Origin of the sequence: Micromonospora sp. C97, from assembly GCF_018070385.1 — a bacterium.
In the GTDB taxonomy this organism is placed as follows: Bacteria; Actinomycetota; Actinomycetes; order Mycobacteriales; family Micromonosporaceae; genus Micromonospora; species Micromonospora parva.
The window spans coordinates 174,960-198,309 of record NZ_JAGPXU010000002.1 but is presented as its reverse complement, the minus strand read 5'-3'; the positions used below and the strand labels follow the sequence as shown (position 1 = coordinate 198,309).

Below are 23,350 nucleotides of genomic sequence, written 5' to 3'. Positions count from 1 at the left end.
GTGGCGTTAGGGTCATAACGGCTCACGCTCATTACACCCTCGGGAGGTTCACGGTGACCGCGCTGCGTCAGTACCTGGGTGTCTGGCGGATCCCCGGGGCGCCCATGCTGCTGGTCACCGGCATCATCGGGCGGCTCGGAATCGGCATGACCCCCCTGGCGCTGCTCCTGGTGGTCGAACAGGTGACCGGCCGCTACTCGCTGGCCGCCATCGCGGGCGGGATCTACGCGCTCGCCGGTGCCGCGCTCAGCCCGATAGCCGGACGGGTCGCCGACCGGGTCGGCCCCACCCCCGTCCTGCTGCTCACCGCCGTCGCCCACCCGCTGGCGCTCATCGGGTTGCTGCTGGCCAGCCGCTCCGGCGACGACGCTCTCCCCGTCATCTACCTCGCCGCAGGCGTGGCCGGCGCCACCTACCCGCCACTCACCGCCGCCATTCGAGGCGCCTGGAACGACCTGACCAGCCCCAACTCCGGGCGTTCCCACCTCCGCAACACGGCAATGGCCGCCGAGACCACCCTCTTCGAGATCGTCTTCGTCCTCGGCCCACTGCTCGTCGCCGGCTTCGTCCTCGTCGCCGACGCGTCAGCCGCGCTGATCGGTGCGGCGGTGGTCACCCTGTTCGGCACGACCGCCGTGGCCCTCGGCCGGGTCATGCGCGGCTGGCGCCCGCACCCGCGCGAACACCACGCCCGCGGGCTCGGACCGCTGCGGGTCCCCGGCTTTCCGGCCCTGCTGATCTGCGTGGCCGGCCTGGGCATCGCGTTCGGGGCTGCCGGGGTGATCGTGCCGGCGTTCGCGAGCGACCACGCCACCGACGACCCGGAGAGCCTCGCCGGTGTGCTCCTCGCGGTCTGGGGGATCGGCAGCGCCCTCGGTGGGCTCTGGTTCGGCGTCCGCCGGCCAGCACCGAACATGACCCGGCAGTTCGCCTTCCTGCTCGCCGCGCTGGCCGCCACCTTCGCCGTGTTCGCGGTGATGCCCACCCCACTGGCGTTGGGTGTCGCCCTGGTCGCCGGCGGGGCCACCATCGCGCCCGCGCTGACCCTGGAGAACACCCTGGTCGGCCGGATCGCCCCGACCGGCATGCTGAACGAGGCGTACACCTGGGTGGTCACCGTCGCGGTGGCGTCCAGCGCGGCCGGCGGCTCGGTGGCCGGCGTGATCGTGGACCACGCCGGCGGCGTCCGCTGGGCGTTCCTGTTCGCCGGGGCGGCGGTCGCCGTCGGTGCCGTGGTCGCCGCACTGCCCGCCGGGCCCATCGCCCGCGCGGAAACCACAGCGGTACGCACCGAACAGCCCGTCCCCGCCTGACCACGTGCGTACCTAGCGGGCGTCTCGGTCGGCCCGTGCTGTGGTCGGATCGTGCTTGATCGACTCAGGTTTCTGAATGTCGCGGTGACCCAGTCGCTTGGATGCCCCGACTTTCAGGAACCCGAGTCGATCTCACCCGGATGCGCTGCGTCCCCAGGTCGGCTCGCCGTGGACAGCCGTCAGCGGTAGTTGTTGAACTGAAGGGCCACGCCGAAATCCTCGCCCTTCAACAGCGAGATGACGGCCTGCAGGTCGTCGCGCTTCTTGCCGGTCACCCGCAGTTGGTCGCCCTGGATCTGCGCCTGCACGCCCTTGGGACCCTCGTCGCGGATCTTCTTGCTGATGGCCTTGGCCTTGTCCGCCTCAATGCCCTGGATCACCTTGCAGTCGATCTTGAAGATCTTGCCCGACGGGCGCGGCTCCCCAGCATCCAGCGACTTCAGCGAGATGTTCCGCTTGACGAGCTTCTCCTTGAACACGTCCAGCGCGGCGCGGACACGCTCCTCGGTCTCCGCCTGAAGACCGATCGCCTCCTCGCCCGACCAGGAGATCTCAGCGCCGGTGCCGCGGAAGTCGAACCGCGTCGCAAGCTCCTTCTCCGCCTGCCGAAGGGCGTTGTCGACCTCCTGACGGTCAACCTTGCTCACGATGTCGAACGACGGGTTCGCTGCCATGTTTCTGCTCCTGCTGTCCGGCGGTCTGGGCCTGCCGTCGGCCGCCGACCAGCGGCACGACCCCCTGACGGTACCCGGTTGCGTCGGTGCCGGGGGGAGCCGCTATTCTTGCTTCCGCCGCCGCGTTGCGACGCGGTGGGGTGCCCTGGCGGGTTGCCCGAGCGGCCAATGGGAGCGGACTGTAAATCCGTCGCGAAAGCTTCAGAGGTTCGAATCCTCTACCCGCCACCAGGTGCGGACACGGCCCCTGACCAGCAGAGATGCTGATCGGGGGCCGTTGTCGTTGGTCTGGCCGGGTCTGGCTGAGTCCAGCGGTTGACGACTGGTTGTGGGCAGATGGTGGGCAGGTCGATCTTGCCCCTGAGGGCTCCTCTGAGGGCTGCGAACGCCCGTCCTCCGGGGAGTGGCCAGCCCGGCGTGATCGCACCTGGAGCACCGGCTGAGGCTGCCGCGGGCATAGCTGGCTGCGTAGGTAGCCCGTGGGCAAGCCAGTCCCGGGGTTGGACTGGCGCGGCAGTCGGAAGCCCTCGCCCTCGATCAGGTCGACCTGCCGGCTTCCGTGCCGCCTGGCCTTGGTCGTGCTGCGTCTGGATCAGTGGAGTTCGGGGCGGCGGTCCGGCGGCAGTCGGTGGCTCCCCGCCCCGGCGCCGGAGGCGGCCGGGGCGGCTTGCCGCCGGCCGGCTCACCGCCCGCGCCGTGCGGAGCGCGGCGCCTTGATCCAGAACAGAATAAATCGGCAGCAGAGTGAAGCGGCCGGGTCGTGCAGGCAAAGCACGCCACGCGCACTCGAGAATGCGCACGCCCAGCTACTTTACTCGTCGGCCTGGACCACCATCAGCATCCGGCCGTCAAGCGGGGTGCGGGTCACGTATGTGGACGTCGGTCCGGGGGGATGGCAATAAACTTCCCGTCTGTTCGGATTGCACGAGTTGCTCGATGCTCTTCTTCTCGAAGTAGCGGAATTTCTGGATGGCGTCGTTCATCTGGCTGACATTGAACACGCCAACCTCGGCGAGCTTTCGGAAGCCGCTGAGGCTAAGCCCCGTGGAACGGAGGAAGAGGTCTGTGTCGAGCGATTCGATGACGTGCATGAGACGCTCCTCGCGGAAGTCGGTGAGGTACATAAAGATGAGTACCTTGGCACTAACCTTCTTGAGCTTCTCGCGAATGTTCTTGCGGTGTTGGGCGATCTCGCTCTTTGGATTGCGCTCCTCTGCCCTGGAGCCGCCCTCGCGTTTGACCTGCTTGAGCTTATCGGTGTTAGTGACGACCTTTTCGGCCTCTTCGCGGATCGTGCGGAAGTCCTCGATCTGTTCCAGCTCGGCCAGCAGCTCTTCGTCTTCTAGCAGACGGCCCATTGTGACGCCGTTAAGGTCGTAGAGATCGACCGAGCGCCACTTCCGGGCCAAAGAGTTGGCGCTGATGCCGCCGTGGGCCCAATCGAGAATCGCATCGACGTCGAGGGCTTCCATGTGCCCCCCGTCGATCGCGAAGATCGGCAGGAAATTAATCAGTTCGCCAAGCACATCACGCTGGGTGACGTCTCGGTCCGGCGAGTTGTTGGCGATCTCGGTGCCGTAGAGCGCAACCAGGCTCAGTGCACGGTTGGGGTCGAACTCGAAGACGTAGGCAGTGTGCTTCCTGATCCGGCCGTCAGCTTTCCATGGTGACTGCACGCGGAACGCGGCTTGGAAGTAGGACTCGGGCGCCCTCAGCGAGCGGAGCATGAAGATTGAGGTCCACTCGGGCACCGTGACCCCGGTCATCAGCTTGCCGCACGACAAGGTGATCGAACCGCTCTTACCCTCTTGGTCGGCGCGGATGATGGCCCTCTGCAACGGCGGCAGGGCATCGGCGCCAATTCCCGCCCTCGCCCCTGCGGCGACGTAGATTTCAAAGGAAGAGAAGAAGTGGTCACGGCGTAGCAAAGCGGCCATCGCCTCACAGGCGGCAACATCGTTCAGGTACCAAATCGAATGCCGCACCGCCTCGCTGAAATGAGCGGACTCGTAAGGGAACTTCGCAGCCCTTCTGCCGTCTATGATCCCCTCTGGGAGCTGCTTCTTGCCGCGGATTAGGTCAAGGAACGACGCGACGCGGTCGGGGTCGTCGAACACATAGCCGTTGTCGCGCTTCTTGGCTGCGAAATAAGTATTGAGGTCGAATCCGTCGAACTCATCGTCGGACGCCCACCCTCCTGCAACATCACCAATCGCGTACGTGTACATCTGCATCTGTGGCAGCAGGTTGTATGGATTGGAGCCGCGCCTGTAATCCCAGGAGCGCTTAGCCCGTTGTTCGTCGATGTATGTCCAGTTGAAGATCGCATCCTCGTCGTAGTCGCCGTTGGTGATCGCTTTAAACGGGGTGCCAGACAGATGCAGATGGAACCTCGTAGAAAGCGCGGCATCTGGCTCCACTAGTACGTCGGCGGTAGTGTCACTCTCTTGATCGAGCGCCTGCGCCACCTGCCGGGCCCGGGCTACATCGTCGGAGTCCTGCGGGTCGTACAGATCCCGCGCGGTCATGGTCGCCGCACCGAAGTGGAACTCGTCAATTACGATGCAGTCCCACTTCACCAGATACAGCGTCTCGTTACGGGGCTTCGGTCGGCCCTGTGGGTCGCGGCCGGTGGCGTCCTGGAATGAGGCGAACCACACCACCGGCGCATCGCTGTCCAGGATGACGTCTGCATCTCTGGTCGGGGTTGAGTTGTCGATGAACCTCCAGCCCGCAAAGTCGATGTGGCTGAGCAGGTCATCGCGCCACGCGCTGCGCACTGCCGGCTTGTAGGTGAGTACCAGCACACGCTGCCAACCCATCTCGCGGGCGAGTTGGTAGGTCGTGAAGGTTTTCCCAAACCGCATCTTGGCGTTCCACAGGAACTTCGGCCGGTCAGCCGCATGCGCACGAAGGTACGCTGCGGTCTGCCACACGGCGGCCCGTTGCTCATCGCGCATGGGGAAGGTTTGGATCCGGGTCGGGCTAAACGCGACACCGCGCTGCAACGAGACGACGGCGCCACGGACCTCGTCCAAGGTCGCCTCGAACCACTCGCCGCCAGCGTTTACGACCCCCGCGGCGCCCAGCACTCGGTGAACGTCGTGGTCACTGAAAGTTGTGCCATCAGGTCGGGTCGCAGGTTCGGAGTGAAACAAGATGTCGACTCCGAGGAGACCGGGGAAAGCGGTGCCCACCTGCTGCCGGACCCGGTCGACGCCCTGACGCGTTGTCTGGCCAACCTTGATCCAGAACTTACCCGACTGGCCGGTCGCTCGCCGCCACGGCTTCGCGTTGCCCGTGTGCGTGTAGGCGTAAATGTAGTTCGTCACTCGCCCTCTGCCTCGTCATCATCTAACCCGTTGGCGGAGCCACTCGCCCGATACTTGTGACCTCCCGGCAGGTGCGAGGCAGGGATAGCTGAATTCAGCGAGAGGACGGGCTCCCGCGGGTGGAGGCTCGACTCGATGTATTGGATCTCGTCGGGGGCTAGATCGAAATAGCTGTAGAGATCAGCATCGGTCCAACGCTGAGTCATCGGAAGTGAAGGGACGAACCTGAAGCGCTCGGAAGTGATGTCCTGCGTCGCCTTGCGCTGAAGAACCAAGAATCTTGCAAACTTTGTAGATAGGTAGAACGCGTAGTTCTCGCACTCATCCTTCGTGTCGAACGCGCCAGTCACGAAATAGGACTCGGTACAAGCGGACCCTGGCGCGACAGCTAGGGGCTCGCCGATGACATAGGAGACCTCGCGCCCATGCCCATCGCCGGCCTTGGGCAGCAAAACCTTCCACTTTGAGACGAGGTCAAAGTTGCGCTCGAAACTCTCTGGGTGGACGTAACCCACACCGCTATTGTGGATCAGCGGGACACTGCCCTCGAAGGGCTGTTCATTCTCGCCACGGTAGTTGGTGCGCCACTCCTGCGAAAATGCGAGGCGTGGCCAGAACCAGCTCTCGACCGAGCCTCCTGATTGCTCAAGGATCTTGTGGACGAGTGCAGAGGCCTTGTTGTCTCGGATCACCACGCCGTGGCCTTCGCGTAGGTCCCGGATGGCGGTAGAAATGATCCGGCCGTCGATGCGGGTAGAGAACTCACAATCGTCGTCGTGGTCGCGATCCCACAGAAAGTAGGAGACGCCGCCCTTGATTTCGACCTGAGGGAAAACGTCGAACAATTTGGGATTGTCCACCAGTTTAACGAGACGACGATCCTTGATCATCTCATCTCGGTACTCGTCGAGACCAAGGCCCCCGGTGAACCAGCGAGACGGCGTGATCATCAAGACGTACTTCGGTTTCAGCCCAATGGCTTTGCGGACGAAGTGCTGGTAGATCGGCATCGTTCGCGTAGTGCCTTCCGCGCCGATCTGGTACGGAGGGTTGCCAACAATCACGTCGAACCTCACGCCTGTCATCTCCTTGACGGGGTACGCGTTATGAATGAACGAGTATGCATAGTGCTCGCGACGCTCGCGGACGAGAGCGGCTGGCGCGTGGCATATTACGCAGTGTCGACCATTGCGATCCAGAGTGTGTTCGGTTGGAACATAGCTGATGTTTCCATCCGGATCTCCGAACGGCACGAGGAGACCGCGCATCGATTCATCCTTCAAGCCTGCCCCCGTGGCGTCTCTCGTTTGATACACCGACCGGCGCGCGATGTCCCCGGACATCTGGGTAATCGCGGCTCCATAGAGCATTTTCCGGAGAATGTGCTGCCGTCGGTTCGCGGGGTTGGGCTCCCACTCGGCAAGCCCGATCATGAGACGCTTAGCTGCCTCGCGAAGAAAGACGCCGGACTTCGTTGCGGGATCCAGCCAGCGGAAGTCGGGTCTCGTCCACACCTCGGAAGGGAGGATGTCCAGCATGGCGCCTGCCAGCTTTGGCGGCGTGAAGACCTCGTCGTTAGGCAGCTGCGCGAGGGTCTCCAGCACGTCTGGAATGTGCACCGGCAGTGATCCGGCGGCCAATCTGGTCGTGCTCATGCTTTTTGTACCCCCAGCTGGGAGTAGTGCACCGTGGCTAAGGGTTCCGGCGGCACATAGAAAAGGTCCATGTCGGGAGCCTCCAGGGGCGACGGGATTCGGGCGAACCTCTCGCCGTCAAGGGGCTTGTACTCAATGAAGATGATGTCCGCAGCAGTGTTCAGGAAGTCGCCGAGCACGATGTTGCTGGCCAAGATTGCCGTCACTGCGCCGCCGAACCCTACGGTTGGCTCAATCTGCCGATTAGTGACCACCGTGTCGATGACCTCGCGCATCCGATGGCGCGCCTCATGCACGTTCTGCTGGTTGATGTCGATGGCATAGATCGACACGAGGCACCGCAATAGCGCGAACTCGTACCAGTAGTCGGTGCCGCCGTGTGCTGTTTCGGTGATGATCGCGATTTTTCGCTCCAGGATCGCGGCCAGGAAGTTTCCGTTGCCGCACGCAGGCTCCAGGAACCGGCTGTCGATCCCAGCGAACGCTTCAGGGATGAGGTCGAGCATCGCCTGGACTTCGCGCGGCTGGGTGTACACCTCACCGAGGTCACGAACCCGTTCTCGGGACTTGATGTGACCGCCCGCTCCACCGGTTGGAACTCGTGACGAGGCGCGTCCAACGGGCCCTTCGGTCACCACCGCGACAGGTTGAGCACTGGTCATCAGCCAATCTTGCCGTACGAGGCAAGCAGGCGACCGAACGGCTCGGCATGGCCAAGAGGCCGAGGCACACCAGCGGCCGCGCAGGCTGCTATCCCGCAGAGGGCATCATCGGGCCGACCGGCGGCCGGGTCACCACGCCATCGATCAACGGTCTGTCGGTCTGGGGCGGCCCTCCAGGCTTCCCTGCGCTCCGCGCTAGTCGGCGGGCATCAGGTGTGACGGTGGCCGAGCGACAGCGGCCAGCGCGCGCCCAAGTGGTGGTACGTGCGGCCCGTTCAGGGTGCCCTAGAAAAGGTGTGCTGAAAGTGTGCACAGAGTATTACGCCTTACTCTGACCGCTTTGCCCGGAATAGCCGATAGGTTCTGACGACCTTTCCGACGGCCCCATTCGTTCGGGTGACGAGCTCTTGTTCAATCAGTGTCGTACCCACCTCAACGGCGAAAAGGGCTGCAAGCTCCGGGTCGGCGGCGACTTGGCGCTGTCGTGTTTCTGGGTGAGGGCTCTTGTCCGGCCTGCCCTCCTGTCGGCGGAGGTGTGCGTAGGTGCCGCGGCCCTGTTCGGTGGCCACCAAGCCTGCCTCGCGTAGTACCGCTATGGCTTGACGAATCGTGCCGCGGGCTGCTCGGAATTCGGCGGTGAGGGTGCTCTCGGCCGGTAAGAGGGTGCCCGGCGGGATAGCGCCACTCTCGATGCGTTCCCGCAGCTCGTTCGCGATCATGCGGTAGCGGGGCTGTCCGTAGTGCGGGGTGGGCACCTGCTCACCGTACCTGGCACTTGTCTTACCAAGTGCCAATCAAGTGACCCGATTCGACGTCTAGACAACTTGTCCACTTGTAGATACGTTTCCTGGTGTGCGGTTGGGATGACGGTTCGTGTCAGGGGTGGCCTCGCGCCCGTCTTGGTCGCAGCTGATGCGCGGCGTCCTGTCGGACCGGTTGCGGTAGCCGCGCGTACAAGATGGCTCGGCGATACCCGACCCGTCCGGCGTCGGACGGTGCGCCGTGCCTTCATCCGGGCCGGTGGCCTGCCGCATTCCCCCGTGGCTGGCCACCGGTCCCCGCCTACCTGTGGAGGTGTGATGTCAGGCTCTCATCGTCGGCACCATTGGCTCTCGTCCTGGTGGTCTCGGAGGCGCCCATCTGCCCGGGGCGCCAACAGCAACATTCAGTCGAGTCCACGCGCGGCTTCTACGACCTCCTCGCCTCGGTGGTCGACGGGCGCCACCCGTGAATTGCCTGCGCTTCGGTACGCACCCTTGATGACGCGGGCCCAGCTCTTCCGAGGTAACGGCGGGCGGTGGCCGCGATGAGTCGTACGAACAAGCCGGCCCCCGTCACGAGCCACCCGGACTGGTGCGCCCCGGATCGCTGCGGCTACCTGGTGCCGCCGGTGATGACCCATATGGCCCGTCGTCATCGCGGCACAATGCAGCGGGCCGGCGACAGTCGGGCGGGCGGGCTCGTCGTCACGTACCTCATCAGCAGTGAGTCCCTGGGCGTTCCCATGGTCGGTGTTCACGTGACGTGCCGGGCCGGGAACGCCTGGGCGGAGTTGTCCTTGCCGCAGGCGGCCCAACTGGTCGAGCAACTTCGCGAATCGCTGGCACAGGCCACCGGGCAGCAGGGGGCCGGCCATGAGTGAGGGTCCTGCAACCCCAGCGGGCCCACCGCAGCCGTCGATCGCTCCGGTCGTGTGCCCGGTCTGGTGTCGAGGTTGTGGACCGAACGACCCGATGCACCGCGGGCTTCTCTCCACCATTGGACGGGAGCGGACCGGTTGGGTCACCGTCCAACTGATCGTGGACCGGTTCGCCCGCCGGGACCTGGCCGTGAAGCTCGACGCGACCCGTTACGGCGCGACGCAGACCGTGCTCCTGTCGCCCGCGCAGGTGGACCGGCTCATCGACGAGCTGGTATACGCCCACCTGGAAATGCTGCCACCGGCAGTTGGTGGCGAGCGGACCGGAGAGACGCGGTGAACGCCGACACCCGTCGAGGCTCAGCCGTTCCTCGTACTCCTGGCCTGCGCCCTGCGCGGCCACCGCGAGCAGCGGTAGCCGTACCGCCGGTTCCTGAGCGGCCCGCTGGTGGGACCACCTGGCAGACGTTGGAACGTCTAGGGGGTACGGTGACCGGTGTGCAAGGCCGGGACTGGCGCCCTCGCTACCTGCAACTCGCGGAAGAGTTGCGGGCGAAGATCGTGAGCGGCGAACTTGCCCCCGGCACTCTGATGCCCAGCGAAACCGAGCTGGCCGACACCTCGGGTCTGTCACGCACCAGCGTCCGCAACGCCATACGGCAGCTCCGTGAATGGGGCCTGGTTCGCGCGGAGCAGGGGCGCGGCACCTACGTGCGGGCACCTCGCCAGCGGGTACGCCGTCGCAACACCGAGCGGTACCAGTGGGAGAAGGATCGCGTCCTGCTCGACGAGGACGAGCGGCTGAAGACTGGCGCCACCGAGCACGACACCGGCCTGACCGTCGATGACCTGAAGTTCCACGCCGAGTATTCGCGGGTGGAGGCGGATGCGGAGATGGCGGCGGCCTTGCAGGTCGAGCCGGGCACTCCGCTGCTGCGCCGGGTCTACTGGACGTCCTCGCGGCACGAGAACGCACCGCTGACCGTGTCGTACTCCTATCTGCCGTACGAGATGGTGGCCGCGAACCCGGACCTGCTCGACGCGGGCAAGGAACCGTGGCCGGGCGGCACACAGCACCAGCTCTACACGCTCGGCATCGAGCTGGACCGGATCGACGACGAGATCCGCGCCCGCCCGCCGTCGCCGGATGAGGCCGAGTTGCTGGACATCGACCCGGGCGTCTCCGTGCTCACCGTGCGGAAGACTTCGACCGACACCACCGGCCGGATCGTTGAGGTCGCCGACGTGGTGATGCCGGGTGACCGCACTGAGCTTGTCTACTCCCACAAACTCCAGCGGTGGAAAACTTGACGCAGCTCGTCTCGGTCATCACCCCGGTCCACGCGCCCAGCATCGAGCACCTGGCTGGCGCCTACGAGTCGTTGGCCAAGCAGGAGATGCCTAACGGCTGGGACTGGGAGTGGCTTGTCCAGGAGGACGGGCAGACCGGCGCCCTGGTCGATGCGCTGCCTGACGATCCCCGGATCAGTCTCGGGGGCGGCCGTCCCGGTGGGCCTGGTGTTGCCCGTACCCTCGCTCTTTCCCGGGTCTCCGGTCAACTCATCAAGGTCCTGGACGCCGACGACCAGCTGACCCCCGGAGCACTCGCCCGGGACATCGCCGCGTTCGACGCGCACCCGCTGATCGGCTGGACCACCTCGCGGGTCCTCGACCTGCTGCCCGACGGGTCGACCGCCGGTTGGGACAAGGATCCAGCCGGCGGAGTCATCGACCGCGGTTCGGTCCTGTCGTTCTGGCAGGCCAACAACTACCGGGCATCGGTGCACCCGGCGACCCTCTGCCTGCGGCGAGATCTCGTCTTCGCTCTGGGCGGCTGGATGGCTCTGCCCGCCTCAGAGGACACCGGCCTCCTGCTCGCCGCCAACGCCGTCACTGCCGGCTACTTCACCCGGGAGTACGGCCTGCTCTACCGCAAGTGGCCCGGCCAGGTCACCAGCCAGGCCGCACACCGAGAACCGGCCGAGTACCAGGCACGGATGAGGATCATCGAGGCCCGAGCCAACGCCCTGGCCTTGATGATCCCGAACGGCTTCGACGGCAGCGCTACGGCGTAGCTTCGTGCCCTGGCATCCCATGAGTACGCCGCCGCTCCTTCATCTCCGCTTCGAAGATGTGCCGTCGGCCGCCGGCTAGCTTCTCCCGCGCGTCCCGCTCAATCTCCTGGAACGCGGCGTAGTAGCCGTCGTCGAACTCCTCCACGATCTGGAACGTCCAGCGGCCGGGTAGCACGTTGCGCCCCAACAGTTCGTGCTCGACCCGGTCGGCCGTCTCGTCGTGCCCTGCCTCGCGGAGCAGCTTCACCACCCGGTCAAGGGTGAGATCCGCGCCGCCGACGAGCTGGTGCGCCGAATACAGATGACCGCGCACCCGGTAAATCGTCTCAAGGGCCTTGCTTAGCTCGCCTAGCGCCTCGATGGTCGTGTCATCCAAGCCCACTGGCCTGGCATGCGCCTCATCAGCCGCAAGCACCTGCTTCTCATCCGCCATGAGGTCGTCAGTACCCAGCAGAATAGGGAGGTATCAGAAGCATCTGGTCACGCCGAGCCACAGGTGAGGGCGGGACCGCCACGCCTGGTCCCGCCCTCGCGCCTTCCTCGCGCTACATCAGCTGAGGGGTCACACCCGCAACCAGCATGATCGTCACCAGGATGTAGATCACCACGAGCCTGGAGGCGCGGATGGTAAGGCTGAACTCAGTCATGCAGATAACCTTTCGTAGGTGAATAACGGGATCGAGCAGCCAGCTCGTTGACCTTCGGGCGGGTTTAGAGGAATGGGCGGCTTGCCTACGCCCTTCACGCCCTGCGGCATCGACCACATTAGCCAATGCGATGCCTACTGTATAGACCTCCGCCGAGAAGAATCTATAAGGAGGGGTGACCCGCGATGGGGAACCTGTCGACGCCGTGTCCGTAGTCTCCTGCCGGTAGTGTTGTGCGGACCGTCCGAACAACATTTACCCTGGTCGGGGGGCGTGAACCTTGATCGTTCGTGCCGCTCAGGCTCGCCTTGCAGCTATATTCCATAGAGATTTAAGTTTGAGATTCAGGGGTTGCCGAGTAGGTGCGGCAAAGAGCGCTCTGATTTAAGCGCCGAGTAAGGGCGCCTAGCGGGGGGTGGAAGAAGCTAGATGATTTCGAGCCAGAGAAAGCCAGCTTTAGATTGTCTAGATTAAACATCCCGCTTGTGGCACACTAAGAGAGCACAGTAAGACGCCAACTACGGCTTGCTGTGATCGGACGCCCGTAGGTTTGTTCATGGGATCGAGCAGCCCAGCGGGTCGATGGCCCCTCCGCTTGCCTCGGTGGGGCCATCGCGCTGCTCAGGGTCAAGACCCCTCAGCGGCGCTGAGCTGCGAATGCCCGCGCCCGCCTTCCAGGCAAATTCCACCGCCGTGGGTGGTCGATGAGGCGGCGCGGCGGTCCCAGCCCTCTCCGAGCCCACCTGCGCCCGGCCGCATCAGTGAACGTCAGCGTTGCATCAACCTCGACCAGCGGGCCTTCCTCGAAGTACGGGATGGGGTCAGGGATGTCGAGGATGGCCACGAAGTCCTTGCTTCCCGGCAGAACGTCGGCGTGTGCGTGTCTGAGCCTTGGGCGCTCATTTCGGGTCACGGATGCCTGCGCCGTAACGGTGAGGTCGAGGATCGGCGCAGCGCCATGGTTGGTGACGACGATTCTGACGGATGGACGGGCCACATCGTCTGGTCCAGCTGGAACCTCGATCCACCGCCGAAGTTCTACAACCGCTGTGATGGTCCGCGCCTGCCCTGCTTCGTTCTCTCTTCGTTCTTGGTTGCGGGAGTAGATCGACCAGAGAAGGCCGCCTCCGGTCAACGCCAGCGCGACGAAGTTGCCGGCGGCCTGCAGCTCAGCGGTATCCACGAACGGCAGGCTATTCCTGCGGCTCAACCCCTAGGCGTCCGCAAGCTTGTTGACTTGTCTGCCAAGTGCCGTCTACCTTGGACGCAACTTGGCAGACAAGTTAACAAGTTGGAGGTTGAGCGATGGCTCTGCGAGGCGGCACGAGGTTCGCGGTGCGGTGTGAGGACGTGTTCCCGGCGGGGTGCGCGTTGGTGCCCGAGTCCCTGGGCGAGGTCGAGGACTACGACGAGAAGACCGGTCGGCGTAGCCCGGCGAAGGACAAGCTGACCGGCCAGCGGGTGTGGCAGGTCCGGGTGATGGACCTGGATCCGGAGCTGGGGAAGCGGTCGCGGGAGACGACGGTGAAGATCTCGGCGGACTACCAGCCGGTGCCGCCGACGGGTGGCCTGTTCGAGGCGGTGGAGTTCGACGGCATGACCGTCACGCCGTACGTGGGCAACAACGGTCGGATGGCGTATTCGCTGCGGGCGACCGGGATGCGTGCCCCGGCGGGCGTGGCTTCGAAGGCGGCGCAGTAGCCGTATCTGGTGGGGGCGGGGCTGTCAGGTCTTGGCGGACGGCAGCCCCGCCCTCTGTCTCTTTCCCCTGCTCTGTCGAGAGAGGTAGTGACATGTCCAAGCGTATGCCTGCCGTCCTGCGGCGGCCCACAGTGGCGGGTGCGCGATGATCCGCCGGCCGCGGGGCGAGGTCGTGATGACCACCGCCGGAGACCTGATGGTGATCCGGCCGCGCCGGCTGGAGCTGCCGGTCTGGCTGATCGCGCTCGGCCTGGTGCTGCGGTGGCTGTGGCGTGGCCTTTGGTGGTGCCTTCGCCACCCGGTCGCCGTCGGCCTGGTCGTGGCCGGGGTGACCCTCTACCGCGAGTTCGGCCGGTCCGGCGTGATCGTGCCCGTGGTCCTGGCTGCCGCCGTATCGGCGCTGTGGCGATGGCGGCATGAATCGTCCTGGTGGACCTGGTGCGCCGGCCCAATCCTCGGCCGGTTCCGGCAACTCTTCGTCTACCGGCGGGCCTGGCGTGAAGCCATGACCCTCTGCGGCCTAGCCAAGGTGTACGACCATCGCACGGTCCTGCCGGAGCTGTTGCGGGTCCGCTCGGATCAGGCGCTCGACGTGCTGACCATCCGCATGGTCCGGGGCCAGACACCGGAGCAGTTCCAGAAGGCAACGGCAAATCTGGCGTACGCCTTCGGCCGGCGGCACGCCCGGGTCTACTCCGAGCGCCCCGATGACCCGCCGATCCGGTCGGGCTACTGGGCGCTGGTCCTGGGCGCGGTGGACCGGCTGCGGTTCCGGGACCGGCCGTCGGTGGTCTACCTGGTGGTGGTCCGCACGGACGCGCTGCGCACCCTGGTCGACCCGTTCGACGTCCCATCTGTGCCCGACTTCACCGCTCTACCTCTGGCGCGCCGGGAAGACCTGCGGCACTGGTGCCTGCACCTGCTCGCCACCCACGTCCTCATTGGCGGCGCCACCCGGTCCGGGAAGGGCTCGGTGCTGTGGTCGCTGGTCCGCGTCCTCGCCGGTGGGATCTCTTCCGGGCTGGTCCGGCTGTGGGTGATCGATCCCAAGGGCGGCATGGAGTTCGCGATGGGCCGGCCGCTGTTCGCCCGGTTCGCCTGCAAGTCGTTCGAGGCCATGGCTGACCTGCTCGACGAGGCCGTGACGGTGATGCGGGAGCGGCAGACCCGGCTTGCCGGTGCGGTGCGAGTCCACACCCCGACCCTGGCTGACCCCCTGGTCGTGGTCGTCATCGACGAGATGGCGGCGCTGACCGCGTACCTCCAGGACGTCGACTTGCGCAAGCGGATCGCCGGCTCACTCGGGCTGCTGCTGTCGCAGGGCGCCGGCGTCGGCGTCCTGGTGGTGGCCGCGTTGCAGGATCCCCGCAAGGAGGTGCTGCCGTTCCGGGATCTGTTCCCGACCCGGATCGCTCTCGGCCTGACCGAGGCGGCACAGGTCGACCTCGTGTTGGGTGACGGTGCCCGCAACCGGGGTGCCCTTGCCGACCAGATGCCCCGCTGGGCCAAGGGCGTCGGCTACGTGATCCTCGACGGCACCCCAGAGCCGGCCCGGGTCCGTTTCTCCTACGTCTCCGACGACCACATTCGGGAGCTGGCCGCCGAGTACCCAGCGCCGGCCGACGCGGCGGACATCCTCGCCCAGGTCGGCCGGGAAACCGCCACCGAACCGGCCCGGCCGCCCCTGCCCCGGCAGCGTCGCGGACCACTGCTGCCCGACTCGCTGCTGAACATCCTCGACCGGGACACCGACGGGGGTGAGCCGCGGTGACCGCCCAGACCGATGGCCGGACCTTCTACCGGCTCCGCGCCCCCGGCGCCGACGGCGGCACCAGCACGGCGGTGTCCGTTCGCGTCGACCCCGCCCGGCCTGACGCGTACCCGGTCTATCTCGCCGTCGGCGGCGGCCGGCGCCGCATGTACCTGACTCCCGACGAGGCGTGGGCGCTGTGGCGCTGCCTCTCCGAAGCGGTGGCCTCCCTCGGCGAGCCACCCGACCACATCCGCACCCGCGTCGCCCCGGCCCGGAGGTAACCGATGTCCCTCAAGAGCTTCTTCCTCGGCACCCACCGTCTCAAGCCGCTGCACATCGAACTCAACGGCTCCCCGGACCGGCTCGCCGGTGCCCTGCACGGCCTGGCGCACATGGTCAACCGCCGCCGCGACCTCAACGGCCAACAGATTTGCATCACCCTGACCGTCCGCGACAACGGCGGCGGCCGATGATCCGCGCTGAATCCGGCATCCGGGTGCTGATCCTGCTCGTCGTCGGCACCATGGCCGGCGCCGCCGCCTTCACCCACGTTCACGACCTGACCGTTGCCCACGGCCAACCCGACTGGATCGGCTGGGCCAACGCCGTAGCGGTCGAGCTGATGGCCATCTACCTCGGCCTGGAGATCCGCGCCCGCCGTCGAACTGGTCGCCCCGTCGGCCTCGTCGGCGTCCTCCTGATCGCGTTCGCGTTGCTCTCCCTCGCCGCCCAGGTCGCCGAAGCCGAACCGTCCGTCTGGGGCTGGATCGTCGCGGCGGTGCCGTCGCTGGCCTTCCTCGCCCTGGTCAAGGTCGTCCTGTCCAGCGCACCCACCACCCCGCCGGCTCCCGAGCCCAATCAACCGCAGGGCGATTGGTACGACGAGCCGCAGCCTGTCGAACCCGCGCCACCGGCTCCGGTGATGCCGCCGGCATCAGCCGCGGTGCTGCCTCCGATCGGTGTCGTCCAGCACAACCGGCCCCAGGTCGTCGGGATCATCCGATGACGGCTCCGACCCTGCCCGGCCTCGAACCCGCCCCGACCCCGGTTGCTCCTCGGCCGGGGTCGCGGGCGGCCCGCATGGCGCTGCCCCGTTCGATCGACGTGCTCAAGGACATCGCCATCGAGTACGGCGTCTGCGTCCGGCCGCTCGCCATGCGCCGGACCGACCTCGACACCGGCCTGACCGAAGTCATCGACCTGCCCTGCGGCGCGACCCGCGAGGACAAGTGCCCGCCGTGCGCCAAGAAGAACCGCCGGCTACGGCAGGCCCAGATCCGCGAGGGCTGGCACCGCGACGACGAACCGCTACCCGGCCCGGAACCCGCGACCGAGGCACAGAAGTCACTGATCCTGTTCCGCGCACACCTGGAGTTCTCCCGCGACGAGGCGGTGAGGGCGGCCCAGTGGGACCAGGTGACCGACCTCGACGAGGCAATCCGCGAGGTAGAGGAAGCCATCACCGCTGAGGGCCTGCGCGGGCGCGTCGGACCACCTCACGCCAGCGACGACGAGGACCAGGACGACGAGCCCGGCCCACGGCGCAAGCGCTCCACCAAGCGGCGCCAGGACGCCCCCGAACTGCCTCGGCGCAAGGTCGAGCGCCGCACCGTCGGCAAGACCTACACCGCCCCGGACGGCTCCACCTACCAACCGTCGATGTGGCTCACCCTCACCCTCGACTCGTACGGCCCGGTCCGCCCCGACGGCACCCCCGTCAACCCCGCCCGGTACGACTACCGTCGCGCTGCCTGGGACGCCGTGCACTTCCCCCGGCTGCTCGACCGGTTCTGGCAGAACCTCCGGCGGTGCGAGGGCTGGAACGTCCAGTACGCCGGCTGCGTCGAGCCGCAACGCCGTCTCGCCCCGCATGCGCACTTCGCCATCCGGGGCACCATCCCTCGGGAGGTGCTCCGCACCGTGGCGGCGGCGACCTACCACCAGGTGTGGTGGCCCTCGGTCGACGTCCAGCGCTACACCCTCGACCGGCTCCCGATCTGGGACGAGCAGACGGCGGCATGGGTCGACCCCGACACCCGCGAGCCGCTGACCACCTGGACGGAAGCCCTCGACACCATCGACGAAGACCCGGACGCCGAGCCAGTGCACGTCGTTCGCTTCGGCGCCCAGGTCGACGCCCGCGGCGTCATGCCCGGCACCGAGGACGCCGAACGGACCATCCGGTACGTCACGAAATACATCACCAAGCACACCGGCGACTGCCACAAGGCGACCACCGATCGGCAACGCAAGCACCTCGACCGGCTCTGGCAGCAACTCCAGGTCACGCCATGCACCGACCGCTGCGCCAACTGGCTGCTCTACGGCGTCCAGCCCAAGAAGGCACACGCCAAACTCAAGCCGGGCCGCTGCAAGGGCAAGGTCCACCAGCGCGACACCCTCGGCATCGGCGGCCGGCGCATCCTCATCTCCCGCGACTGGTCCGGCAAGACCCTCGCCGATCACAAGCACGACGCGCGGGCCTGGGTGCGGGCACTGCTCGGCGTCACGACCGACCGCACCCAGCTCGTCGACGACCAGGGCGACACCGCCGAACGGGTCCGGCACGCCTGGGAACTGGCCCGACCCGATGACCCCGACGTCGGCCCGATGACCCACCGGCTCATGCGGTCGATCAGCGAACGCGCCCGCTGGCGCTCCGAACTGCTGGCCGCCAAGGACCGGGCCGCGCAGGGGTCCTCAGATCTTTCGGCAACTCAGCACAGCGCACAGCACGACGGGGAGGAAACGCAGTGAACGAGGAGTTGTTGACCGTGCCGGAAGTGCTCGCCGAGCTGCGCGTACCGCGCTCGACCTGGTTCTACTGGCGGCAGACCGGCAAGGGACCACGGGTGATCAAGCTCCCGAACGGGCAGCTGCGGGTCCGCCGGTCGGCGCTCGGTCGGTGGCTCGGCGACCTGGAGCAGGACGCCGCATGAAGAGCTACGAGGTCCAGATCTGGGAGATCGCCAAGCGCGCCGACCGGAAGGCTCGACCGTGGCGGGTCCGCTGGGCGGTGAGCGGCCAACGCTTCGAGGACATGTTCCGTACCAAAGCCCTGGCGCACTCATTCCGCGCCGAGCTGGTCCAGGCGGCCAACGCGGGGGAGCCCTTCGACCCGGCCACCGGCCGCCCAATTTCCGAGGCCAGAACCAAGAACCCCACCACCTGGTACGCGCACAGCCGCGCGTACGTCAAGATGAAGTGGCCCCGGGCGGCGGCCAAGACCCGGCGCTCGATCGTCGAAGCGCTGACCTCGATCACGGTGACCCTGACCCGGCCGGCGAAGCGGGGCCGACCGACTGACGCCCTGCTCCGTGAGGCCCTGTATCTCTACGGCCTCAACCCGCGCCGCTGGTCCGACGAGATCCCGCCCGACCACGCGGCGGCGCTCGCCTGGCTGGAAACCGCGTCTCTCCCGGTCGTCGAGCTGGACTCGCCCGCGATGGTCCGCCGCGTCCTCGACAGCCTGTGCGTACGCCTCGACGGCAAGCCCGCGGCTGCCTCCACAGTCCAGCGAAAGCGGGCCACCTTCTACAACGTGCTCGGATACGCCGTCGAGCTGGAGCTGATCGCCTCCAACCCGGTCGACCGGGTCCAGTGGACCACCCCCGAGGTTGCCCAGTCCATCGATCGGCGGGTGGTGGCGAACCCAGCCCAGGTCGGCACGCTGCTGGAGGCGGTGAAATCTCTCGGCAAACGGGCTGACAAGGTCACCGCGTTCTTCGGCTGCCTCTACTACGCGGGTATGCGTCCCTCGGAAGCCGCGGACCTACGGCGGGAGGACTGCGACCTTGCCGGCCGGTGCGCCGACTGCGGGGCCGACTTCGACGACCTGGCGGCGGTGAAGCCTTCCCGGTCCTGCGACCACGAGAAGATCGAATATCGCTGGGGCCGCCTGGTGCTCGCCGGCACATCACCGCGCGCCGGGTCGCACTGGACCGATGACGGTGGCTCCCACGAGCGGCGGGGACTCAAGCACCGGGGGAGAGCCGAGACTCGGACCGTCCCGATCCCGCCCCGGCTCGTCGAGCTGCTGTGCGCGCACGTCGAGAATCACGGAGTCGGCCCGGACGGTCGGTTCTTCCGGGGCCTGCACGGTGGGCCGCTCTCCGAGTCGGTCTACGACCGGTGGTGGAAGCTCGCCCGCGAGAAGGCGCTGACCGAATCTCAGGTCGCCTCGCCGCTCGTCCGCCGCCCGTACGACCTGCGGCACGCTGCGGCCTCCCTTTGGTTGAATGCTGGCGTCCCACCGACCGAGGTCGCCCGCCGCCTGGGCCACGGCGTCGCCGTCCTGCTCCGCGTCTACGCCAACTGCATCGACGGCGGCGACGACACCATGAACGACAAGATCGGCGATGCGCTCGGATGACGATGCTGCCGGTCTGGTGCTGTTGGCGGACGTCCTGCTGAGTGATGTGGACGAGGTGCGCTAAAAGGAGGAGGTGGATTTGCCCGCGTCGCAAGACTCAACCCCACCCGAGGTCCGTGTCACGGCTGGTTCGATTTCAGCCGGGGATAGCCGCGTGCCGGAGCTGCGGCTCTGGGGCATCCGTCGGTCGATCACGTCGGCTGTCGTGGCTGCGCTGCTGCTAGTTGGGGCCCTGATTGCTGCGGCGCTCTGGTATGCGGAATGGCCTGGCCTTGAGCGGGGTGCCACCGTCACAGCAGCCACGCTGTTTGACCTCTTGAAGCTCGTCTTCGCCGTTGTGGCGGGCATCGGCGGTGTCGCAGCCCTGGTGGTCGCCTACCGTCGGCAGCGCGTAGCAGAGCACACAAATGCGCTGGCGGAATTCGCTCACCAACTGGCGCACGCTGCTGATCTACGTGCTGAAGTGACCAAGGCTCTCGCTGAGGCGGCCGACGAACGGGCAAAGATCGAGACCGACCGCAACGGTGTGCGCCTGTTCAACGAACGCTTCGCCAAGGCATCCGAGCAGCTCGGATCGGAGAAAGCGGCCGTACGCCTGGCGGGCGTTTACGCAATGGCCGGACTTGCCGATGACTGGCGGGAAGGTCGGCAGACCTGCATCGATGTCCTCTGTGCCTACCTCCGTATGCCCTACACACCGTCTTCCAGAGCTTCGAATGAAGCGCCAGTCCAGGCCGACGACCGCGTGTCGACCGCGAATAGGGACGAGGGTCGCGCGGCTCGCGAAGAGCGGGAGGTGCGTCATACCGTCATTCGCCTTATCGGTAAGCATGTTCGCGCTGCCGAGGATGTTGCAACCTCCTGGTCTGACTACGATTTTGACTTCAGTGGCGCAGTCTTAGATGGCGGAAACTTTTCAGGCGCGACGTTCGGTGGGACGCTGTCCTTCATCAACGCGACGTTCACTGGTGGATCGGTGTCTTTTGCTGGGACGACGTTCGGTGGTGGAGAGGTTTCCTTTGACGGGGCGTCGTTCAGTGGTGGGGAGGTGTCTTTCGCCAAGGCGACATTCAATGGTGGGATTGCGTCTTTTTTGAGGGCGGCATTTGGCGGCGCGACGGTGTCTTTTGTTGGCGCGAGCTTCAGCGGTGGTTCGGTGTCTTTTGATGAGGCGTCGTTCAGTGGTGGGGAGGTGTCTTTCGCCAAGGCGACATTCAATGGTGGAAGTGTGTCCTTCTTGAGGGCAGCATTTGGCGGCGCGACGGTGTCTTTTGTTGGCGCGAGCTTCAGCAGTGGTTCGGTGTCCTTCCATGGAGCGAAGTTCAGTGGTGGGGAGGTGTCCTTCGCTCGGGCGGCGTTCGAGGGTGCAGAGGTGGACTTCACCAATGCGTCGTTCAGTGGTGGAGAGGTGTTCTTCACCACGGCGACGTTCAGTGACGGGGTGGTGTCTTTTGTCGCGGCAACGTTCGGCGGCGGAGAGGTGGTCTTTTATGGTGCGCGCTTCAGTGGTTCGCAGGTGTATCTCGTAGGGCCGAAGTCTCAATTCCCGCCCAAATTCTCCGAATGGCCCCACGGGCGACCTCCGGATGGGCTCCTCCTGCCTGAGCAGTGAGCAGTGAGCAGTGAGCAGTGAGCAGTGAGCAGTGAGCAGTGAGCAGTGAGCAGTGAGGCCGTGGGCAGATGGTGGGCGGCCAGCTGGCTAACGTCGACCTTGACAAAGGGGGACAGCAGGTCATGGGCGGTGACGCAGGCAGAATGACCGCCCTCTGTAAATCCGTCGCGAAAGCTTCAGAGGTTCGAATCCTCTACCCGCCACCAGGTGCAAAGACGGCCCCCGACCAGCAGAGATGCTGATCGGGGGTCGTTGTCGTTGGTCCGGCCGAGTCCAGCAGTTGACGACGGGTTGAAGGCGTTGCCTGAGGTGGGCGGGGTCAGCCTCAAGCAAATCGACTCGAGCGTCGGGGACCAGCTCGGGGCAGGTGATGGTCTCCGTTGGCATAGCTGACGTTCCCCGGGCGGAGGCGCCCCGCCTTGTCGGTGATCCCGCCTCAGGTTGGAGGAGTGCGCTCAGCCGGCTGTGCTGTCCGAAAAGCCTGCTCGCGCCGGCTGCCCGCTGGTGACAAGCCGGCCCTGCAACTACTGGTCCGGGAACGGCGCGCGATTGCCCGTCCGTTCGACGTTGTTGACCTTGAGCCCCACCCATGCGCGGGTCGGCCGGCCTACTGTGTCGTCGTGCCTGGACCCGACGATGCAACTGACACACACGTCAAGGTTCGTTCGCGACGCTGGCGTATCTGGCTGCTGTCAGTTGTCGCCGTTGCCGCCTGCTGTTTCGGCGTGCTCAAGGTGAGAGACGCCCCTGCGACTGAGGCGCAAGGCTATGTGTCTCAGATCAGCGTGCGCGGTTACGAGCGGGTGCACGACTACATCGATCCTGGTACAGCACCCGCCGAGCAGCGCGCCGCAGTCGCGATCTTCGTCGGCCCTCCGGACGACAACGTCGTCGCCCGCGTGTCCGGACCAGGGCTCGTTGTCGGCGCTCCAGCAACGGATCCGGCCTTCCCTGATTTCGAGATGATCGGCTACGGCAGTTGGCACGGCTGTTTCGTGCACGTCGATCGCTGGAAGACGAGTGATCCACCCATGTCGTACCAACTGACGACCGAGCATCTGACCGCGTTCCGGGCGGGACGGCTGTCCGTGCTGTCCATCGCTGTTGGATGTGGCGGTGGATGACCGCGCGCTCCGGGCGGCCTCGCGAGTCCTCGCTGCTTCCGTGCCGCCTTGCCGTGGGCGTCTTTTCGCTTCGAGGGCAAGCCATCAACGCGACATCGCCGTGCGCCGATATTGTCGCCGGCACGAGTCAACACGGGGCCCGATCGCACGAGCGGTCGGCCGGACATGTCGCCGCCTCCGGCCCAACAGCCGGCACCGTGTCGGCCTGCGGCCAAAGTCGGCTGACCGCCGAATTCTCCCGCTGTGGGCGCACGCTGGCGAAGCACTGAAGCCGAGGTGCGGGCGTCGCGGTGGTCAGTGTTGGTGCGCGTGGCGGTAGGTCGGCGCCCACATCGATGGCCACTTCGCCACATCAGCGCTTTTCGTATCTGTCGTCATCGATGAAAGTTCCACGCCTAGCTGCGCATACCCTGCCTGTGGTCAGCGTTCGTTCTGCTGGCGACCAAACTGAAATGAACCCGACGAGGTACTAGCGGGATGGCGGAGAGCCGGTATGGTGGTCGATGGTCGGATCGGAGGCGCGCGTTCGTCGCGGGCTGTTGAGCGTTGCTGACGGTGACCGTCGTACCGGATGTGGCAGTGCCTACAGCTGGACCCGAATTGCGTTGAAGGTCGCATTCAGCGCTGGGTGAAACGGTTAAGCGACCTGCAGGCTCGTGATCTGGCCCGGTGCGTTGGGGGCGGTAGGCCGAACGGCGGGAAGTAACAGACGGTGGGGCCAGTCGGGCGACCACCACTTCTCTGGCTGCCCGCGCTGTGGCACGATCGTGGAACCTCCATCAACGCTGTAC

At 66.2% G+C, this 23,350-nt stretch carries 22 protein-coding genes and 1 tRNA gene; 16 read left to right on the top strand and 7 right to left on the bottom strand.

All coding sequences use genetic code 11. The annotated features are described in order from the left end of the window. Positions 1–53 precede the first annotated feature (53 nt). Positions 54–1,313 carry an MFS transporter gene (locus KBX26_RS04105; RefSeq protein WP_030329826.1) on the top strand — a complete coding sequence of 420 codons (1,260 nt, stop codon included), beginning with the start codon at positions 54–56 and terminating at the stop codon, positions 1,311–1,313. Between the two features lie 179 nt (positions 1,314–1,492). Here KBX26_RS04105 and KBX26_RS04100 read toward each other — a convergent pair whose 3' ends face one another. Then, positions 1,493–1,987 carry a YajQ family cyclic di-GMP-binding protein gene (locus KBX26_RS04100; RefSeq protein WP_030329827.1) on the bottom strand — a complete coding sequence of 165 codons (495 nt, stop codon included), beginning with the start codon at positions 1,985–1,987 and terminating at the stop codon, positions 1,493–1,495. A 147-nt stretch (positions 1,988–2,134) separates the two neighbouring features. On the opposite strand from KBX26_RS04100, the gene KBX26_RS04095 reads away from it, so the two are divergent. Next, positions 2,135–2,218 (top strand) — tRNA-Tyr (locus KBX26_RS04095). A 617-nt stretch (positions 2,219–2,835) separates the two neighbouring features. Here KBX26_RS04095 and KBX26_RS04090 read toward each other — a convergent pair. The 4 genes from KBX26_RS04090 to KBX26_RS33120 all read right to left on the bottom strand — a co-directional run bounded on the left by KBX26_RS04090 (position 2,836) and on the right by KBX26_RS33120 (position 8,355). Continuing rightward, positions 2,836–5,319 (bottom strand): GIY-YIG nuclease family protein, encoded by a 2,484-nt coding sequence (locus KBX26_RS04090; protein ID WP_210864762.1) that lies wholly within the window; start codon positions 5,317–5,319, stop codon positions 2,836–2,838. Continuing rightward, positions 5,316–6,974, bottom strand: coding sequence for an Eco57I restriction-modification methylase domain-containing protein (locus tag KBX26_RS04085; RefSeq protein WP_210864761.1), 1,659 nt, complete (start codon positions 6,972–6,974; stop codon positions 5,316–5,318). The genes KBX26_RS04090 and KBX26_RS04085 overlap by 4 nt, the downstream gene beginning before the upstream one ends. Then, complete coding sequence (locus KBX26_RS04080) at positions 6,971–7,636, bottom strand: hypothetical protein (RefSeq protein ID WP_210787578.1); 666 nt, start codon at positions 7,634–7,636, stop codon at positions 6,971–6,973. Before KBX26_RS04080 ends, KBX26_RS04085 begins: the two co-directional genes overlap by 4 nt. Before the next feature lie 326 nt (positions 7,637–7,962). Continuing rightward, entirely contained in the window at positions 7,963–8,355 is a 393-nt protein-coding gene (locus tag KBX26_RS33120) for a GntR family transcriptional regulator (RefSeq protein WP_374224217.1), read from the bottom strand. Between the two features lie 587 nt (positions 8,356–8,942). Here KBX26_RS33120 and KBX26_RS32105 point away from each other — a divergent pair. From KBX26_RS32105 to KBX26_RS04055, 4 genes are all read left to right on the top strand, one after another. Then, positions 8,943–9,278: a hypothetical protein gene (locus KBX26_RS32105; RefSeq protein WP_247680188.1), complete on the top strand. Its 336-nt coding sequence runs from the start codon at positions 8,943–8,945 to the stop codon at positions 9,276–9,278. A gap of 91 nt (positions 9,279–9,369) precedes the next feature. Then, positions 9,370–9,615: a precorrin-4 C11-methyltransferase gene (locus tag KBX26_RS04065; RefSeq protein WP_247680187.1), complete on the top strand. Its 246-nt coding sequence runs from the start codon at positions 9,370–9,372 to the stop codon at positions 9,613–9,615. Between the two features lie 149 nt (positions 9,616–9,764). Next, on the top strand, positions 9,765–10,586 hold the full coding sequence (locus tag KBX26_RS04060; RefSeq protein ID WP_210864759.1) for a GntR family transcriptional regulator: 822 nt from the start codon (positions 9,765–9,767) through the stop codon (positions 10,584–10,586). Beyond that, positions 10,574–11,350: a glycosyltransferase gene (locus KBX26_RS04055; protein WP_307857742.1), complete on the top strand. Its 777-nt coding sequence runs from the start codon at positions 10,574–10,576 to the stop codon at positions 11,348–11,350. Before KBX26_RS04060 ends, KBX26_RS04055 begins: the two co-directional genes overlap by 13 nt. Here the strand turns inward: KBX26_RS04055 and KBX26_RS04050 are convergent. Both KBX26_RS04050 and KBX26_RS04045 read right to left on the bottom strand, forming a co-directional pair. Continuing rightward, positions 11,340–11,783, bottom strand: coding sequence for a hypothetical protein (locus tag KBX26_RS04050; protein WP_210864758.1), 444 nt, complete (start codon positions 11,781–11,783; stop codon positions 11,340–11,342). The two genes, KBX26_RS04055 and KBX26_RS04050, sit on opposite strands and share 11 nt — an antisense overlap. A gap of 851 nt (positions 11,784–12,634) precedes the next feature. Continuing rightward, on the bottom strand, positions 12,635–13,180 hold the full coding sequence (locus tag KBX26_RS04045; RefSeq protein WP_210864757.1) for a hypothetical protein: 546 nt from the start codon (positions 13,178–13,180) through the stop codon (positions 12,635–12,637). Positions 13,181–13,302: 122 nt separating this feature from the next. Between KBX26_RS04045 and KBX26_RS04040 the strand changes: the two genes are divergently transcribed. The 10 genes from KBX26_RS04040 (at position 13,303) to KBX26_RS03995 (ending at position 22,559) form a co-directional block, all read left to right on the top strand. Then, positions 13,303–13,698: a hypothetical protein gene (locus tag KBX26_RS04040; protein WP_030329838.1), complete on the top strand. Its 396-nt coding sequence runs from the start codon at positions 13,303–13,305 to the stop codon at positions 13,696–13,698. 175 nt (positions 13,699–13,873) lie between these two features. Continuing rightward, positions 13,874–15,469 (top strand): FtsK/SpoIIIE domain-containing protein, encoded by a 1,596-nt coding sequence (locus KBX26_RS04035; RefSeq protein WP_210864756.1) that lies wholly within the window; start codon positions 13,874–13,876, stop codon positions 15,467–15,469. Further along, on the top strand, positions 15,466–15,732 hold the full coding sequence (locus KBX26_RS04030; RefSeq protein WP_210864755.1) for a hypothetical protein: 267 nt from the start codon (positions 15,466–15,468) through the stop codon (positions 15,730–15,732). Before KBX26_RS04035 ends, KBX26_RS04030 begins: the two co-directional genes overlap by 4 nt. A gap of 3 nt (positions 15,733–15,735) precedes the next feature. After that, the gene (locus tag KBX26_RS04025) at positions 15,736–15,924 is read left to right on the top strand and encodes a hypothetical protein (protein ID WP_210864754.1); all 189 of its coding nucleotides are present in this window, start codon (positions 15,736–15,738) and stop codon (positions 15,922–15,924) included. Continuing rightward, a complete protein-coding gene (locus tag KBX26_RS04020) occupies positions 15,921–16,457 on the top strand; it encodes a DUF2637 domain-containing protein (protein ID WP_210864753.1) in 537 nt (178 codons plus the stop codon). The genes KBX26_RS04025 and KBX26_RS04020 overlap by 4 nt, the downstream gene beginning before the upstream one ends. Continuing rightward, positions 16,454–18,208: a replication initiator gene (locus tag KBX26_RS04015; RefSeq protein ID WP_210864752.1), complete on the top strand. Its 1,755-nt coding sequence runs from the start codon at positions 16,454–16,456 to the stop codon at positions 18,206–18,208. The genes KBX26_RS04020 and KBX26_RS04015 overlap by 4 nt, the downstream gene beginning before the upstream one ends. Further along, positions 18,205–18,390, top strand: coding sequence for an AlpA family transcriptional regulator (locus tag KBX26_RS04010; RefSeq protein ID WP_030329852.1), 186 nt, complete (start codon positions 18,205–18,207; stop codon positions 18,388–18,390). Before KBX26_RS04015 ends, KBX26_RS04010 begins: the two co-directional genes overlap by 4 nt. After that, positions 18,387–19,823: a tyrosine-type recombinase/integrase gene (locus tag KBX26_RS04005; RefSeq protein ID WP_210864751.1), complete on the top strand. Its 1,437-nt coding sequence runs from the start codon at positions 18,387–18,389 to the stop codon at positions 19,821–19,823. The genes KBX26_RS04010 and KBX26_RS04005 overlap by 4 nt, the downstream gene beginning before the upstream one ends. Before the next feature lie 154 nt (positions 19,824–19,977). Then, positions 19,978–21,435 carry a pentapeptide repeat-containing protein gene (locus KBX26_RS04000; protein ID WP_210864750.1) on the top strand — a complete coding sequence of 486 codons (1,458 nt, stop codon included), beginning with the start codon at positions 19,978–19,980 and terminating at the stop codon, positions 21,433–21,435. Between the two features lie 620 nt (positions 21,436–22,055). Then, on the top strand, positions 22,056–22,559 hold the full coding sequence (locus KBX26_RS03995) for a hypothetical protein (RefSeq protein WP_210857644.1): 504 nt from the start codon (positions 22,056–22,058) through the stop codon (positions 22,557–22,559). Positions 22,560–23,350: the final 791 nt, after the last annotated feature.